Genomic DNA, 15,499 nt, shown 5'->3' on the forward strand with positions numbered 1-15,499 from the left:
TTATGCCACAACCTTATGTCATACTCAATGCCATTACAACATAATTTTAGAGGAGTATCACAATGATAAAAATGAGGCCGCTCGCTTCCGCTCTTGTTCTCGCCACTTATGGCGCAGGCACACTCGCCCAGACCGGCGCACTGGAAGAGGTGATTGTCACCGCCACCAAAAGAGCCGAAAGCCTGCAGGATATCGCGGTCACGGTGACCGCCTTCAACGAATACACTATCCGGGAAGCCAATATTCGCGATGCTGGCGATGTGGCTGTGCTGACCCCCTCGCTTAACATCAACGCCAATATCAGCCCGTTCAGTACACGGGTTACCGTACGCGGCATCGGCACTACAGGCTCCACCTTCCTTGAGCCCTCCGTCGGCACCTTTGTGGACGGTGTCTACCTCAATCGCTCAGGCCTCGCCGTTTCAGACCTGGTGGATATAGAACGTATCGAGGTGCTGCAGGGCCCACAGGGCACTCTCTACGGCAAGAACACCAACGCCGGAGCCATCAGCATTACCACGCAATCTCCCAATTTCGAGGAGACTGAAGGCCACCTGGAGGCCACCGCCGGCAACTATTCCATGCAGCGCATCACTGGCTCGCTGTCAGGCCCAATCGCTGACAACCTGGCCTATCGCATCGCAGGTAATTACCACGAGAGGGACGGATACCTCGAGAATCTTTCGGGTCCGGACCTCAATGATGCCGATGAGTGGAATGTGGTCGGAAAGCTGGCCTGGCAGCCGACCGACGAATTGTCGATTTTGTTCAAGGCCAGCCGGGTGGAACGCGATATGAACTGCTGCTCACCGGATTCGGTGCACGACCCTATAGCCGACCAGGCCATTATCGATCGCGGGCAGGCGCCCCTGGGAGACGATCCTTTCGATCACAAAACGTCACAGGATGTGCCCAGCCCTTTCAAGCAGGAATCTACCGCGGCATCGCTGCACATAGACTATGACGCCGACTGGGGCAAAATCGAATCCATCACCGCCTGGGATGACTATGACCTCGAATCCTCCCAGGAAGCCAGCCGCTCGGTACTCGACGCGACCTGGCTGGACCAGCCTCAATCGGGCAATAGCTTCTCCCAGGAACTGCGTTTCAGCAACAGCACTGACAACGTCGATTATATGGCCGGGCTGTATTACTTCGACCAGGAAACCCGGGAGTTTGAAAACAAGCTGTCGTCGGTGATTGGCGATGATGTACCGATTGGCGCACAGATCTTTGGTCCACAATTAGCACTCATCGTGGCCCCGGGAGATGAGAGCTACCAGGACAGCCTGTTCGAGACCGAAACCATAGCGGTGTTCGGACGCGCCACCTGGCATGTCGGTGATAACTGGCACCTTACCGGCGGCCTGCGCTGGAGCGACGAGGAAAAAGACGCTGACCTGTTTGTCGATGTGGAATCAACAGCCCTCACCGCCCAGGATCCGGAAAACATTCCACCGCCAATACTCGCCTTGCTGGCGCAGCAGGGCATCTTTCCACCTTTCTCATTACTTTCCTCTGCTCGCCCTGAAATTGACGAGTCCTTTAACCGCAGCAGTGACAATGTCGACTGGCTGGCCAGTGTAAGCTACGACCTGAACATGGACACCCTGCTATTCGCCAGCGCGTCCACCGGCACCAAGTCAGGCGGCTTCAATGGCGTCGCCGGTGAGCCCGAGGAACGGGAATTCGACGACGAGGAAACCACCAGCTACGAGCTGGGTATCAAGACCACCCTGATGGACTCGCGGCTGCGGATCAACTCCACCCTGTTCTTTACCCTGGTCGAAGACATGCAGACCAACCAGCAGGCCTCAAGCGGTCTGGGGCAGTTCACCTCCAACCAGGGGGAGGCGGAAGTCGCGGGACTGGACTTTCAACTGGATGCACTGCCCCTGCCAAACCTGACAGTCACACTTGGCCTGCAGTACCTCGACAAGTACGAGTTCACCGACGGGCCTGACGAGGGACTCGATCTGGCTTTTGCCGCTGAGCTCAGTGGCAGCCTGGCTGCGACGCTTGTGTTCCCCCTGGCCGATGGCGGGGTCTACCTGCGCGGCGATTACAGTTTCATGGGCGACCACACGACCAACCCTGCCCCGGCCTCACAGCTGGAAGACAAGGATAAACAGGATCGCCAGAACCTGAACATGGTATTGGGTTGGCGCAATGACAACTGGAACATCAGCCTGTGGGGTAAAAACCTGACGGACGAAGAATATGCCGTTCAAACTCTGGTGCCTTATCCCATCACCGATATGGACGCGTACTTCCTCGCACCACCGAGAACCTATGGAGCAACCCTGCGCTACGACTTCTAGTTGCGCGGGCCGCTCCTGCCATTTAGCCCAGCGCATTCTGCCTGGGCTAACAATTGATGGGCATGAACTACGGCTGCTACAAACTTCACTTCCTCGCACCGGTAAAAAATAGGGGACAGACCACAATTTACAGAAGTTGTGGTCTGTCCCCCATTTTATTCCCATACTTCCAGATTGTCGGCGCGAACAATGCGGCGGTTGAGCGTGGCACTGAGAACGGGCGTCATGCCGCAACCGGCCAGCAGACTATCCACATCAGCCTTGTCATCACCTGACAGGGCAGAGTAGGTGTCCTGCACACGCTGCAGCAGGTAGAAGCGGTGGGGCTGGGCCAGGGCTGTGATGGCTTCTCCGCGCAGATTGAACTGGGCGGTACCCATGGCCTGAGCCAGGCGCCCCACTGCCACCGAGCCGGCTTCGGGCTGGTTTTCCGCCAGCCAGGTATTGATGAATTCCGCCGCCGCCAGGGTTTCCGGGACAAAGTCCTCCGCCAGTACCCGCAATACCGCCACCAGTGTGTCAGGCACGTCGTCATCTGCCAGGAAATCGGTCCCGGCATTGAAATACTCGGGAACATCCTGGTCGGCACGGTTCATGCGCTCCACCCACCGGTACACCCGGGTGGCGCGTTGCTGCATCAGCCGGGCCGGGTGAGGATCGCGGCCCAGGTGCGCATACATCGGCGCCAGCAGTCCGAAATCGCCAACACAGGGGCGCCAGCCGAGGAGATAAGGGTACAGTTCAAAGTGGGCGTCGAGGGCGTCCAGGTATTCCAGGTAAAGGCTCTCCACCACCTCCCGGCTTTGCTCGGTCACACCGAAAATCATCCCTGCGTGACGCATGCGATTCATCATCGCCTCGGTTTTCTCCTCACGCTCGGGCGTGTCCCGCTGGGAGTGGAGGAAGTGATAGCGTATGAACTCAAGGTTGTCTTCTGGGAAGTTCCAACGATAGTGCATAGCCGGCCGCAGCAGACCATCGGTGCCAATCACATCAAACAGGGCACTGATAATCTGCTGGCGTGGGCCCGCCGGGCGACAGGGCCTACCGCTCGCCGCCTCGAAGTGCTCGATAATCGCAGCGCCGTCACGAATCACCTCGCCCTCAGGTGTCACCAGAGTGGGAATGGTCGCCAGCTTGCCTTTGGGGAGCACTTCCGCCTTGAAGCTCTCGTGACCGGTGGACAATTCCCGGAAGGGAATCTGGTGCTTGATCAGGTAGCTGCGGGCGCGGCCCGAGTACAGGGAGTGGGTAATGGCGTAGAGCCTGTGTGTACCGGCCATGCTATGCATCCTTTCGGGTATTTCGCCAGGTCATCAGAAACGGGAGTAGTACAAGAGCGGTCAGCAACGCCACCAGGATTGGGGTCCGCAAGCGCTGGTAGAGTGTATTTATCACCAGCTGCTTCAGGTGATCATATCCCGGCGGAACCGCCAGTACCTTGTTGTCCCTCGCGTACCGCTCATAGGCAGACAGCATGCGCTGCAGGCGCGCTGGCTGCTGCGATGCCAGGTCCGAGGTTTCACCCGGGTCACGCACAATATCGTACAGGCGCCACTGCCCGTCACCCAGTGGCCCCCGGTTGAGCACAAGTTTGTAATCGCCCTGGAACAGGGCTGCATGGCCTGCGAGCTCATAGCCCACTGCATCCTCAGGGCCGTACACTCGATCGACCTCCTGCCGCAACAGCGGACCCAGGTCACGACCGATAATCGGCTCCACCGGTCGACCGCGGTATCTCCGCTCCGGCGGTTCCACACCGGCGAATGAAAGTATGGTCGGTGTAATATCGGTAACAAAGGAAAAAGCGTGGTTCAGCCCGCCCTTATCGGCTAGTTCCGCCCCGGCCACAATCAGCGGCACGCGCATACCGCCCTCCCCCGCATAGAACTTGTAAAACGCCAGAGGACTGGCGGCCGCGCTGGCAAAGCTGGGGCTAATACTGTTGTAGCTGCCTTTCAGGCCCAGGCGTTCATAGTCAGTGTGATAGCCCAGGGCCGTCGGCCCGCGTCGCGCGATGAAAGACCCAGGATCCGCCGGGCCGCTGGCCTCAGCACCATTATCCGACGTAAAGATGATGATTGTGTTGTGGTACTGTTCCCGCTCCTTGAGGTAATCCACCAGGCGGCCGAGATGGTAGTCCATGGCTTCTACCATAGCGCCGTACACTGCCATACGCTTGGCCTGGTAACGCCGCTGATCGGCGTCGAGCGCATTCCAGTCGTCCGTGGTCGACATGCGCCCGATGCCGCTGTCGGCGGGAATAATGCCAAGCTCTACAGCCTTCTGCCGGCGCTGCTCCCGCAACTCATCCCAGCCGCCGTCGTAAACGCCCATGTAACGGTCTATGAATTCCTGCGGTGCCTGCACCGGTATGTGCACCGCCTGGAACGGCAGGTAGGCGAAAAAGGGGGTGCCGTCATCGATATTGCTGTCGATGAACTCAATGGTTTTGTCCACCAGGAACCGGGAGGAGTAAAAATCGTCGGGCAGCTGGTACTCCTTGCCATCCGCATACCAGCTGGCCTTCTCATAAAGCGGGATGTAGGGACGCTGCTCCCAGTTGTCAGCACCGGAATCCGCCAGGGCAACCGTGCGCTTAAAACCGCGTTCACTGGGCAATTGCCCGGGGCCCGCGCCCAGGTGCCATTTGCCCGCCATATAGGTGTGATAGCCGGCCCCCTCCAACAGGGTCGCTACGGTCACCACATTGTTGCCCAGTACCCCCTGGTAATGGCTGTGACGCTTCTGCTCCGGCGCCAGCATCTCTGGAATATTGGGCACGCCGGCAATATGGGCATCCACACCGGTGAGCAACATGGCCCGGGCCGGCGCACAATTGGCCGCTGTGTGATAGTTGGTAAAGCGGACGCCCTCCTGCGCAAGCGCATCGAGCGTGGGGGTGTTGATTTCACTGCCGTATGAGCCGAGATCGGTAAAGCCGAGGTCATCAGCCAGTACGAGGACGATATTGGGTCGCTCGGCAGCGGGGGTTGTTGGAGATGGAATACTCTCCGGGTTCCCGGCGTAGCCCCAGGGCGCCAGCAGCGCCAGTGCGGCCACAGCGGCGCTGAAGGCAGCTCTTACGTACACAGCTCAGGGTTCCCTGGCGAGCCGTCTTGAGGCCACCAACAGAATCAGCGTCACGACTATCTCCACCCCGATCTGGGGCGCAAGGGCGGCGTCATGAATCAGCCAGGCAATCACCCGACCTATCGCCGTCAGAAAGAGCAACAGCATCGCGGGGTAGTACCAGGTGCGACGGCCGCTCACCAGGGCGGCCAGCATGCAGATGCCCAGCGTCAGGAAAAAGCCCGACATATCGCCCACCTGCGAGCTGAGCCCCAGCCCCTCGCCCAGCACCAACCCGAACTCAGGGGCAATGCCCGCTGGAGCCACCAGCCAGCGAACACCGGTGACGACAAAGAGGATGGCCGGCAACAGCACCAACAGTCCAAGTATCCTGTTCATAGTGATCTCACTTTCGTTAATTGGGGGCCGACCACACAATACACTTGATTGTGGCCTGCCCCCTATTTAGTCCGCGCTGCCAGCACCTGCATCATTACATTGGCGGTTTCGAGGCCGGAGTTCTGGTTCTGGCCGGTGACAAAGCGCTGCTCGTCGTCGACAGTGACATGTGTGGCAAACAAATCCCTGAATGCGGTCTCGCTTTCGAATATGGCACCTGCCTTGCGCAGTTCCGTCTCCGGGTGCAGCGGTGTCAGCTCTATGCCAAGTTCCCTGATTTGCTTGTCAGTCACCCCGGTCATGCGGCGCCCGGCAATCAACAGCTTGCCGTCTCGGTCGCGCGCATTCACCAGGCCCAGTACACCGTGGCAGACGCCACCAATCATTGCAGCCTTATCACCGTAGTAGGACTCGCTCACCTTCGCCGCCAACTCAGGGGATTGCGCCAGGTCGTAGGCTGCGCCCCAGCCACCGGATATGAACACAATGTCATACTGCTCGATATCCACGTCGGCAATGGGGATGGAGTTCTTCACCTTGGCCTGTGCAGTGGCATCATCAAGGTAGCGCTTGTCTTCCGGAGAGATGATCATGAACTGCAATGTCTGTGGGTCGATAGGGATTTCACCGCCCCGGATACTGGCTACGTCCACCTCCATGCCACCGTCGAGGAATGTATAGTACGGATGGGTCAACTCAGAGGCCATCACCCCGGTGGCCGGGCCCTCGGTTTCCCCCGGCGCAGCCAGCACGCCATGGCTGGTGGCGATGATCAGGGCGCGCTTGCCCGGTAGTGTTGTGGTCGGCCCGGTGTATTCGGGATGCAGGCCCGCCTTGTGCAATATCGTGGGTAGTGAAAGCAAAAATACGCCGGCCAGCACAACCAGTACTGCACCCAGTTTGAGCAATTTCTTCATAAGTAAGACCTCTTTCGCATGTAAACTGAGCCCTGGAGGCTACGCCATATTAATATGTCATATAGTATGTCATAATTAACTATGGCACATCAAGCCCAGTCACTCTTGCCCAGGGGAATCTGATCATGAAAAAACTACTCACCGTAGCCGCCATACTGGCGGTCGTTTTCGTCATTGCCTACAGCCAACGAGCAACCATCGCCTCCCGGATAATGGAAAGAGGCCTGGAATCCCGCATGGGTGCAGACACTGTCGCGGAACTGGAAGACGGCCTGCACCTGGCGTTGTGCGGTGCCGGTGGTCCGTTGCCAGCTCCCAAGGCCTCCGGCCCTTGCGTTGCGGTGGTTGCCGGCAAGCAACTGTTCATGGTGGACGCTGGCACCGACGGCCCACGCAACCTGGCCCGTATGGGCTACCAGCCCGGCAATGTACAAGGCGTGTTTCTTACCCACTTTCACTCTGACCATATCGACGGCCTGGGCGAAATCAGCACCATACGCTGGGCCGGGGGTGACAACGCCGCTCCCCTCCCCGTCTATGGCCCCAGGGGGGTGGAGCAGGTCGTGGACGGCTTCAACGCCGCCTATGCCCAGGATTTCACCTATCGCCATGAGCACCACGGAGACCTGGTGGCCCCCATGAGTGCTGCCGGCATGCAGGCCGTGCCTTTTGACAAGCCGCCCATGGGTGAACTGACCCTGGTGTATGAGGGTGAAGGTCTCAGGGTAGAAATGCTGGCGGTGGACCACTCGCCGGTGGAGCCTGCAGTGGGGTATCGTTTCAGCTACAAGGGGCGCTCACTGCTGATAACCGGTGACACCACCAAGCAGGCCAACATCCAGAAGTTCTCCGAGGGCATCGACCTGCTGGTGCACGAGGCCCTGGCCCCCAACCTGGTCAACATGATGAATGCGACCGCGAAGAAACTGGGCAATGAGATCATGGCCAAGATCACCTACGACATTCTCGACTACCACGCCAGCCCGGTGGAAGCCGCGGAAACGGCCCGCGATGCCGGTGTCGGCCACCTGCTGTACTACCACATCGTCCCGCCACTGGTTATTCCCGGCCAGGACCTGCTGTACCTGAACGGGGCTGAAGATATCTTCCCGGACTACACCATCGGCCAGGATGGCGTGGCCTTCTCACTGCCGGCAAACTCGACAGAAATCATCAAGACCAGTGACGGGCTTTAATCAATCGGGACAGACCAGGAGTAGAGAGCAAGTTGCCAACTAGTTAGGCCAGTAGATGTATTCGTCGCCCTCGGCAAAGGGCTCTGCCAGAGTCTTATCGATGGCAATCGACAACTCCGTGGCGGCGGGGTACAGCGGCGGCCTGGCACTCGCGGCATGCGCATCGAGGAGAGCCTGCAGTTGCGCCAGCTTCTGCGGTTCTGTCGCTGCCAGGTTATTTTGCTCAGTGGGGTCTTCGGCGAGGTTGAACAACCACTGCTTGTCCGGTCGCGCGGCCACCTGCAGTTTCCAGTCACCGTGTCGCACCACCCGGTAGTGGCCGCTCTGCCAGAACAGGGTTTCCCTGTCCCATTGCTCCGCCCCATCCCCGGTGGCCAGCGGCAACAGGTTTTCACCATCAATCACCACACCCTCGGGCTGCGGGGCTTCAGCTGCCGCGGCCAGGGTCGGCATCATATCGATATGTGCCACCGGCTCCTCGGAGACCGTGCCGGCAGCAATGCGCGCCGGCCACTTCACAAATAGTGGCACGCGTATGCCACCCTCAAACTGGCTGATCTTCCAGCCGCGGAAGGGGTGGTTGATGTCGGGCAGGCCGATATAGCCGGGGCCGCCATTGTCACTGGTAAACAGAACGATAGTGTTGTCCGCCAGCCCCGCATCCCCCAGCGCGGCATTGATGCGACCCACGCTGCGGTCGAGGGCGCGAATCATCGCTGCGTAGACGCGCAGGCGGTGGGGCTGGATATCCCCAACCGCCTCGTAATCCTCCCGGGTCGCCTGCAGGGGCGTGTGAACCCCCCAATGCGCGAGATAGAGAAAGAATGGGCGATTCTTGTTGGCCTCGATGATTTTGATCGATTCATCAGTCCAGTAGTCCGTCAGGTAGCCGCCGGGCTCGAAACGATCCTCATCGCCGGTATTGAAGCTGTTCGCATAGACCATGCGCGCCCACAGGAACTGGTCGATGGGGTCAAACTCCAGTTTGGCATTGACCACATTGGGGTCATCCTCCGGCAGGAACAGGCCGCTGGCCATCAACAGGCTCTGGTCAAAACCCTGCTCGTGCGGGGCCATGCCGTTCTGTCGCCCCAGGTGCCACTTACCGATATGGAACGTCTGGTAACCGCGTTCGCGCAGAATCTCGGCGATCGTCACCTCCTCCGCCGGCAGGCCCTGCTCCTCGTAAGGCGGCCTGCTTGCGTCGAGTTCCGCGTCATAGATTGCCGGCGGCAGGACGCTGTCCATATCCGCGGAAATGCGCGATACCACGGGCGCCATTCCGGAGGGCGTCGGGGTGAACTCAAAGCCGGTTCGGGTTGGATAGCGACCGGTCATCATCATCGCCCGGGAAGGGGCACAGGTACCGGCGCCCGAATAAGACTGGGTGAATACCGCGCCCTCGGCCGCCAGTTGATCGATGTGGGGCGTCTGCACACGCCCACCGGCAACACCGCCGCCAAAGGTGGAGATATCGTTGTAGCCCAGGTCGTCAGCGACAATCAGGATAATGTTGGGGGGGCGTTCGCCGGGCTCCTCGCCGGCCTGCGCAGGACCCGCACTCCAGGGTAGATCCCTGGGAGGCCCAACCTCATACTCATTGGCTGACTTGTACTTGACCAGCGCGAGCAGCAGCGCAGTCTGGTTCTGGTAGGCCAGGCCGCCCAGCACAAGAACCAGTGCCAGTAGCGACAACAAAACTTTTTTCACAGTGGTTTACTCCCCTTGGATCGCGCTGTCAGCTGCCGCTGAATTCAGGTGGGCGTTTTTCCATAAAAGCCTGCATGGCTTCCTTCAGGTCGTTGGATTTCAGTGAACTGATCATGGTCCACAGCCCATTGAGCAACAGGCTCTGGTCGGTTGTCATACCTTCGCTTTGCTGCAGCACAAACTTGGTGCCGCGCACCGCCAGTGGCGCGTTAGCGGCAATTTCCCCGGCGAGCGCCAGGGCTGCCTGGTACACCGCATCGGCGTCTGTGTAGACATCGTTCACCAGGCCGATTTTCTCCGCGCGCGCCGCCGATATATCCTTGCCCGTATAGGCCAGTTCGGCGACATGCCCAGCGCTGACCACCCCCGGCAGGCGCTGCAGGGTGCCCACATCGGCGACGATACCGATCCTGGTTTCACGCACACCGAACAACGCGTCCTCTGAGGCCAGGCGGATGTCACAGGCGGTGGCAAGATCGACACCGGCCCCCAGGCAGTGGGAGTGAATGGCGGCGATCACCGGGACCGGGCAGCGGGCGATCGCCGTGATACCGTCCTGGCACAGGCGGGTATGCTGTAGCTGCTCCAGGCAGCCGCTGGTGGTGGACAGGTCCGGCGCACTACCCAGGCTGGCCAGGTCAATTCCCACGCAGAAGCTCTTGCCCCGACCGGCGATCACCACTGCGCGTATGTCCTCGTTGGCAGCCACTGCGTCCATGGCGCGAATAAAATCGCCCCACATATCGAAACAGATGGCATTCAGCTTGTCCGGCCGGTCCAGCCACAGGGTGGCTACGTGACTGGTAATTTCGAGTGAAAGTGTGGAGGAGGTAAACGCCATGGAAAAATCCTGCAACGTGGGCAAACTGGCTGCTGCATCGGACACAACCAATAGTTTTATATGGCACAATTTATGCCATATTAAGATGCAATGCAAGCTCGCAGTAGTAGCTCAGGTTCAGAAATGGCTTAGCTGCCGCTGAATTTCGCGCGAAGAAAGCCAGAGACGATCCGGCCCTCTCAGTCGTCGACCATCAGGCTGTTCAGCAAAGCCTTGATAATATTGATACTGGCCGTTTTGCTCAGCCCCTGGTGATAGCGCAGCCTGTGCCACATTTCGAAGGAACTTATAGCATCGATGGATTCACGAGTATCTCGGGGTACAGATTTCAACTCCGGCAGCCAGTCGTCCAGGTCCTTGCGCAGGCCACGCTGGTTACGGGCATAATTCTTGCGCAATATTTCATAGCGCCAGAGTTGGGCGTGGGTACCCAGGACAATATTACTTACGCTTTCATAGGCATCGGCGTGCCGTTTCACCGCGTGGTCAATCCGCTCCTCCAGAGTTCCGTCCCGATCCCCGCCGAGAAATAGCGCTTCATAGGAGCCGCGAATATGATCGTCGGCTGCTTCAAAAAGGGTCTCCATATCCTCGAAATGGCGAAAAAAGGAGCGAATACCAACACCTGCACGATCGGAGATCTGCTGGGCTGTGGGGACCAGTACGCCCTCCTCCTGCAGAGCCAATGCCGCTTCTACGATGGCGAGTCGACTACGTTCGCTGCGAAGGCGGCGTCCGTCTACAGCTTCGGCACTCTGATTCTTTGACATGATGGTCTCGAATTACCCTTTGATAACATTAATATAATGACATTGAGTATGCCGTAATTTGCTGGGTTTTTCCACCACCACGAATGACACACCCCGGAACCTGACTGCACCACCTTCTGGGATATCCTCGTCAGGGCATCAGGCAGCACTGATGGATGCCAGACGCTCGCTAATGATCTTATCGGCATCGCTGACAATATTGCGAACCAGCTCCTCGCAACTCGGAATATCGTTGATTAGCCCCCCGCACATACCCACGGTGACCATACCCGCCTCGATATCACCAGTGCTCCAGGCCTTCTCCTGGTTGGCGCCGGACACCAGGTGGTGCACCTGGCCGAACTCTCCACCTCTTGCTTCAATCGCCGCCACTTCATCGGCTATGCCATTGCGATACACTCGCGCGGTGTTCTTGTAGGTGCGGAAGATGAGGCGGGTCTGGTTCTCGTCCATCTCGACCACTTTCTGCTTTATACCCTCATGAATGGGTGCCTCCTGGGTAACGAGAAAACGGGTACCCATGTTGATACCCTCGCAGCCCAGTGCCAGCGCCGCAGCCAGTCCGCGGCCGTCTGCGATTCCACCGGATGCCAGCACAGGAATCTTCAACGCTTGTGTGGCGGCAGGGAACAATACGAGGCCACCGACATCCTGCTCACCGGGGTGCCCTGCACATTCAAAGCCGTCGATGCTGACCACGTCAACGCCGATGCGCTCAGCCTTCAGGGCATGGCGTACCGCCACGCATTTGTGAATTACCTTGATGCCCGCTTGCTTGAAGCGCTCCATAAAAGGCTCCGGGCTGCGACCGGCCGTCTCAACAATCTTCACGCCACTTTTGATGATCACGTCCACGTAGTCGTCATAGTTGATCTCGCTGGCGACAACGCCCACAGTCAGGTTAACGCCGAATGGCTTGTCAGTCAGGGAACGGCAGCGAGCGATCTCCACCTCCAGACCTTCAGGCGTGAGCTGGGTGAGCGCGGTCATCACGCCAAGAGCACCGGCATTGGAAGCTGCCGCCGCGAGATCGGCAGTGCCCACCCGCATCATGCCGCCGCAGACGATGGGGGCATCGATGCCCAGTAATTCTGTAATCCGTGTTTTCATTCAGTTTCTCTCCGCGTATCGCACTGAGCCGCAACATATCTTATTGGCATTTATTATGTCAATACAAAGGCCGGTTATCTCACTCTGGCAGCGAGACACCAAAACGGTGAGAAAAATACGTAATTATTTATTTACAATCAGGAAGCTACGAGGACTTGATCAGGGATTTGGGTCTATTGAGTACTTTTGGGTGCACTATGCACCAACAATGATTGAGCAGTCATAACGCTGCGGGCATGCAATGAGCCAGCGTTAATAGTACGGGGATACTATGCCCATTTCTCCGCACCAACCAAACTCTTTTTTGCCCCCCGGCAATAGGTATGCTGCACTATTTACGTTGACCGATTCTGCAGCGAGGTCGACCATGCCGATCATCTGCCAAATTCAAGCAAGACAATACAATGAGTAATGCTTCGACCCCGGATGTTCATATCAACCTGAATGTGCGCGGCATGCGCCGTTCTGCGACGGTGGCCATTAACGAGCGTTGCAATGAGTTGTTGCGCGAAGGCCGCGACATTCTCAAGTTGGGATTGGGGCAGTCGCCTTTCCCGGTGCCGGAGTGTGTGGTCGAGCAACTGAGAGTCAATGCTCACCAGAAGGACTACCTGCCGGTGACTGGCTTGCTGGCGCTGCGCGACGCGGTGGCGACCTATCACCGCCAGCGTGACGGTTTCCAGGTGACGGCAGAGGACGTACTGATTGGTCCCGGAAGCAAAGAGCTTATGTTTTTGCTGCAGTTGGCATACTACGGTGACGTGCTTATTGCTAATGAAAGTCTCTCTCACAAGCTGGAGCCGATCTAGGGGGTCAGGTCAAGCGATTTTGGGCAGAAACAAAAAAGGGCCACCCCTCGGTGACCCTTCTAAGCGCCTGTATTTCAAGGCTTAATTGGTGGAGCTAAGCGGGATCGAACCGCTGACCTCAACACTGCCAGTGTTGCGCTCTCCCAGCTGAGCTATAGCCCCAAGAACTTGTGCTAACTTATTGATCCGTCTGGTTTTTTGCCGAAGCACGATCAATTAAGTGGACCGCATTCTATTTAGCTGGGCCGCAGCTGTCAAGGCATTGGCCCGCAGAAATTTCGCCTACAGCGACAACCACAGCCGCAACAGGTGGCGCTTGCGCGCCGGGTCAGCATGATCCTCGTATTCAGTACGCGCATGCAGGTTGCTGTGATTGGAGAGCAACTGGATATCACCGGGTTGCAAGTCCATATCCAGGTACATGCCCTCCTCCATCGCTATCGCCTCGTAGGTCGCGAACAGCTCTTGCTCCCGGGGCGTTAGCGGGGGCACGTCATCGTGGCGCACCGCCGAGCGGAAATAATCCGCGTGATAAAACGTGCGCAGGACGCCATCGGCATAACAGCACGGCGGCACTTGCAGGCTACTGCCCACTTCGTTCACGCCCTTGTCGCGCACGTCCAGGTGCACCGGTTCAAACAGGCGTGCGATGAGCTCCGGCCTGCGCTGCAACAACTCATTGAATACGGCCACCGAGCTGACGATACGACTCTCACCACCCTGCTTCGCCTTGTTCAGGCACAGCAAGCCCACCACGTCGGCGGCATCACAGTGGTAATCAATATTGGCTGCTGTTTTGTAGAGGCGCGCGTTCTCATCCTGCTGCTGCGCCCCGGTATCGATAACGTGCCCTAACAGGTGGCCCTCGGGATTCTGCTCTCCCGGTCGCCCCAGGTGCAGGCCGAAGCACCAGAAGAAGATTTCGCTTTGTGACTGGGTCCACCCGGCCACCGGTACGCCGCGTATGACCTGGAAGCCGAGACCCCGTTTGATGGTTTCACGCCACACGGGGAAACGCCCGGCGAGGCGCGGCAGGGGAAAATCCTCCGCGGTGAGCTCGCGCACAGGCACGCCACGGTTTTCCGCCGTGGTCACGGCTGCCTGCAGTTCGGCCACCTCGGCCTCATCCAGTGTATAGGCCAGTTCCGCCAGCGGCGGCAGCTCGTCGCCGCGCCATGCCGCCTCACAAAGCACCGGCGCGGTCGGCACCTGTTCATGTGGGCGATCGAAGTAATGCAGGGTCTGCTCTATAAAACGGAAGTAATGGTTGGCAACCAAGTCGAAAATCCTCGCACAGCATCGCATCCGCTCAGCCGGCAGTATTGTTATACGTACCAGCGCTGAACCAAAGCTCGCCGCGTTGGCGTAAACTTCGAGTATCACACCAAACGCACCACGCGCCAATATCAGGAGCATTGAACATGCTGGGAAAGATTCTACTGGTTGTCAGCGGGCTGATTTTCACTGGCTACGGCACGGCCTGCCTGATGAACCCACAGTTACCCGCGGACCTCGCCGGGCTGGCTATCGTTAGCGGTGACGGCTTCGCTGAACTGGGCGCCATGTATGGGGGCCTGCAACTGGGTGTCGGCCTGTTCTGCCTGCTGTGTGCTGCCCTGCCTGTGTATACGCGCCCGGGACTGACGCTGCTATGCATGGGCATCGGCTGCCTTGCGCTGGCGCGCCTGGTCTCTGCCTGGGATGCGGACTGGATGGTGGGTGGCTATACCTGGGGCGCACTGGCCTATGAAGTGGTCACAGCGGTGCTCGCGGGTGTCGCCTTGCGGCGCGATTGACACCATATGTGTATCCTATCCGCCAATTATCACCTGACGAGAATGCCATCGTGAATATCGGTCCCAACACCGTCGCTGTCTTTCATTACACCCTGCGCAACGAGGCCGGCGAAGAGCTGGAAACCTCCCGTGGCGCTGAGCCCAGCGCGTTTCTTTTCGGCGCCAGCAATATTATCCCCGGCCTGGAGGCCGCCTTGGCGGGCAAGGCAAGCGGTGACGTGTTCACAGCCAGTGTTGCACCAGGGGACGCCTACGGCGAGGTGGACCCCCAGCGGCAACAGCGGGTCCCGGTAAAACACCTGTTGTTCAAAGGCAAACTGAGGCCCGGCATGGTGGTGCAACTCAACACCAGCGACGGGCGCATCCCGGTGACAGTAGTCAAGGTTGGCCGCCACAGTGCGGATATCGACACCAATCACCCACTGGCCGGCCAGGCGCTCAGTTTTGATATCGAGGTGGTGGATGTGCGCGCGGCCACCGAGGAGGAAGTGGCCCACGGCCACGCCCACGGCCCGGGCGGGCACCAGCACTGACGCACGAACCCGCGTTTTTACCCGC

At 58.9% G+C, this 15,499-nt stretch carries 14 protein-coding genes and 1 tRNA gene; 5 read left to right on the forward strand and 10 right to left on the reverse strand.

What is annotated here, in order from left to right:
• Positions 1 to 62 precede the first annotated feature (62 nt).
• Positions 63 to 2,321: a TonB-dependent receptor gene (locus F0M18_RS05150; protein WP_149610338.1), complete on the forward strand. Its 2,259-nt coding sequence runs from the start codon at positions 63 to 65 to the stop codon at positions 2,319 to 2,321.
• Between the two features lie 155 nt (positions 2,322 to 2,476).
• Here F0M18_RS05150 and F0M18_RS05155 read toward each other — a convergent pair whose 3' ends face one another.
• The 4 genes from F0M18_RS05155 to F0M18_RS05170 all read right to left on the reverse strand — a co-directional run bounded on the left by F0M18_RS05155 (position 2,477) and on the right by F0M18_RS05170 (position 6,709).
• Positions 2,477 to 3,604: a glutathione S-transferase N-terminal domain-containing protein gene (locus F0M18_RS05155; protein ID WP_149610339.1), complete on the reverse strand. Its 1,128-nt coding sequence runs from the start codon at positions 3,602 to 3,604 to the stop codon at positions 2,477 to 2,479.
• A gap of 1 nt (position 3,605) precedes the next feature.
• Positions 3,606 to 5,414 carry an arylsulfatase gene (locus F0M18_RS05160; RefSeq protein ID WP_262500832.1) on the reverse strand — a complete coding sequence of 603 codons (1,809 nt, stop codon included), beginning with the start codon at positions 5,412 to 5,414 and terminating at the stop codon, positions 3,606 to 3,608.
• A 3-nt stretch (positions 5,415 to 5,417) separates the two neighbouring features.
• Positions 5,418 to 5,792, reverse strand: coding sequence for a hypothetical protein (locus F0M18_RS05165; protein ID WP_149610340.1), 375 nt, complete (start codon positions 5,790 to 5,792; stop codon positions 5,418 to 5,420).
• Positions 5,793 to 5,854: 62 nt separating this feature from the next.
• Entirely contained in the window at positions 5,855 to 6,709 is an 855-nt protein-coding gene (locus F0M18_RS05170; RefSeq protein ID WP_149610341.1) for a type 1 glutamine amidotransferase domain-containing protein, read from the reverse strand.
• A gap of 125 nt (positions 6,710 to 6,834) precedes the next feature.
• On the opposite strand from F0M18_RS05170, the gene F0M18_RS05175 reads away from it, so the two are divergent.
• Positions 6,835 to 7,905: an MBL fold metallo-hydrolase gene (locus F0M18_RS05175; protein ID WP_149610342.1), complete on the forward strand. Its 1,071-nt coding sequence runs from the start codon at positions 6,835 to 6,837 to the stop codon at positions 7,903 to 7,905.
• Between the two features lie 39 nt (positions 7,906 to 7,944).
• On the opposite strand, the gene F0M18_RS05180 is transcribed toward F0M18_RS05175, so the two are convergent.
• From F0M18_RS05180 to F0M18_RS05195, 4 genes are all read right to left on the reverse strand, one after another.
• Complete coding sequence (locus F0M18_RS05180) at positions 7,945 to 9,615, reverse strand: sulfatase (RefSeq protein ID WP_149610343.1); 1,671 nt, start codon at positions 9,613 to 9,615, stop codon at positions 7,945 to 7,947.
• Positions 9,616 to 9,643: 28 nt separating this feature from the next.
• Entirely contained in the window at positions 9,644 to 10,456 is an 813-nt protein-coding gene (locus F0M18_RS05185) for an enoyl-CoA hydratase-related protein (protein WP_149610344.1), read from the reverse strand.
• A 179-nt stretch (positions 10,457 to 10,635) separates the two neighbouring features.
• A complete protein-coding gene (locus F0M18_RS05190; RefSeq protein WP_149610345.1) occupies positions 10,636 to 11,226 on the reverse strand; it encodes a TetR/AcrR family transcriptional regulator in 591 nt (196 codons plus the stop codon).
• Positions 11,227 to 11,364: 138 nt separating this feature from the next.
• The gene (locus tag F0M18_RS05195; RefSeq protein WP_149610346.1) at positions 11,365 to 12,336 is read right to left on the reverse strand and encodes an NAD(P)H-dependent flavin oxidoreductase; all 972 of its coding nucleotides are present in this window, start codon (positions 12,334 to 12,336) and stop codon (positions 11,365 to 11,367) included.
• Positions 12,337 to 12,740: 404 nt separating this feature from the next.
• Here F0M18_RS05195 and F0M18_RS05200 point away from each other — a divergent pair, with 404 nt between their 5' ends.
• The gene (locus F0M18_RS05200) at positions 12,741 to 13,145 is read left to right on the forward strand and encodes an aminotransferase class I/II-fold pyridoxal phosphate-dependent enzyme (protein WP_149610347.1); all 405 of its coding nucleotides are present in this window, start codon (positions 12,741 to 12,743) and stop codon (positions 13,143 to 13,145) included.
• Between the two features lie 86 nt (positions 13,146 to 13,231).
• Here F0M18_RS05200 and F0M18_RS05205 read toward each other — a convergent pair.
• Both F0M18_RS05205 and F0M18_RS05210 read right to left on the reverse strand, forming a co-directional pair.
• A tRNA-Ala gene (locus tag F0M18_RS05205) sits at positions 13,232 to 13,307 on the reverse strand.
• A gap of 120 nt (positions 13,308 to 13,427) precedes the next feature.
• On the reverse strand, positions 13,428 to 14,423 hold the full coding sequence (locus tag F0M18_RS05210; RefSeq protein ID WP_188109601.1) for a TauD/TfdA family dioxygenase: 996 nt from the start codon (positions 14,421 to 14,423) through the stop codon (positions 13,428 to 13,430).
• A gap of 143 nt (positions 14,424 to 14,566) precedes the next feature.
• On the opposite strand from F0M18_RS05210, the gene F0M18_RS05215 reads away from it, so the two are divergent.
• Positions 14,567 to 14,941 carry a DUF4345 family protein gene (locus tag F0M18_RS05215; protein ID WP_149610349.1) on the forward strand — a complete coding sequence of 125 codons (375 nt, stop codon included), beginning with the start codon at positions 14,567 to 14,569 and terminating at the stop codon, positions 14,939 to 14,941.
• Positions 14,942 to 14,991: 50 nt separating this feature from the next.
• A complete protein-coding gene (locus F0M18_RS05220) occupies positions 14,992 to 15,474 on the forward strand; it encodes an FKBP-type peptidyl-prolyl cis-trans isomerase (protein WP_149610350.1) in 483 nt (160 codons plus the stop codon).
• Positions 15,475 to 15,499: the final 25 nt, after the last annotated feature.

Origin of the sequence: Pseudohalioglobus sediminis, from assembly GCF_008370495.1 — a bacterium.
In the GTDB taxonomy this organism is placed as follows: domain Bacteria; phylum Pseudomonadota; class Gammaproteobacteria; order Pseudomonadales; family Halieaceae; genus Halioglobus.

Bases quoted from the DNA above. Each gene is read 5' to 3' on its own strand.
- F0M18_RS05150 (WP_149610338.1), top strand. From the start codon at position 63: ATGATAAAAATGAGGCCGCTCGCTTCCGCTCTTGTTCTCGCCACTTAT.
- F0M18_RS05155 (WP_149610339.1), bottom strand. From the start codon at position 3,604: ATGGCCGGTACACACAGGCTCTACGCCATTACCCACTCCCTGTACTCG.
- F0M18_RS05165 (WP_149610340.1), bottom strand. From the start codon at position 5,792: ATGAACAGGATACTTGGACTGTTGGTGCTGTTGCCGGCCATCCTCTTT.
- F0M18_RS05170 (WP_149610341.1), bottom strand. From the start codon at position 6,709: ATGAAGAAATTGCTCAAACTGGGTGCAGTACTGGTTGTGCTGGCCGGC.
- F0M18_RS05175 (WP_149610342.1), top strand. From the start codon at position 6,835: ATGAAAAAACTACTCACCGTAGCCGCCATACTGGCGGTCGTTTTCGTC.
- F0M18_RS05185 (WP_149610344.1), bottom strand. From the start codon at position 10,456: ATGGCGTTTACCTCCTCCACACTTTCACTCGAAATTACCAGTCACGTA.
- F0M18_RS05190 (WP_149610345.1), bottom strand. From the start codon at position 11,226: ATGTCAAAGAATCAGAGTGCCGAAGCTGTAGACGGACGCCGCCTTCGC.
- F0M18_RS05195 (WP_149610346.1), bottom strand. From the start codon at position 12,336: ATGAAAACACGGATTACAGAATTACTGGGCATCGATGCCCCCATCGTC.
- F0M18_RS05200 (WP_149610347.1), top strand. From the start codon at position 12,741: ATGAGTAATGCTTCGACCCCGGATGTTCATATCAACCTGAATGTGCGC.
- F0M18_RS05215 (WP_149610349.1), top strand. From the start codon at position 14,567: ATGCTGGGAAAGATTCTACTGGTTGTCAGCGGGCTGATTTTCACTGGC.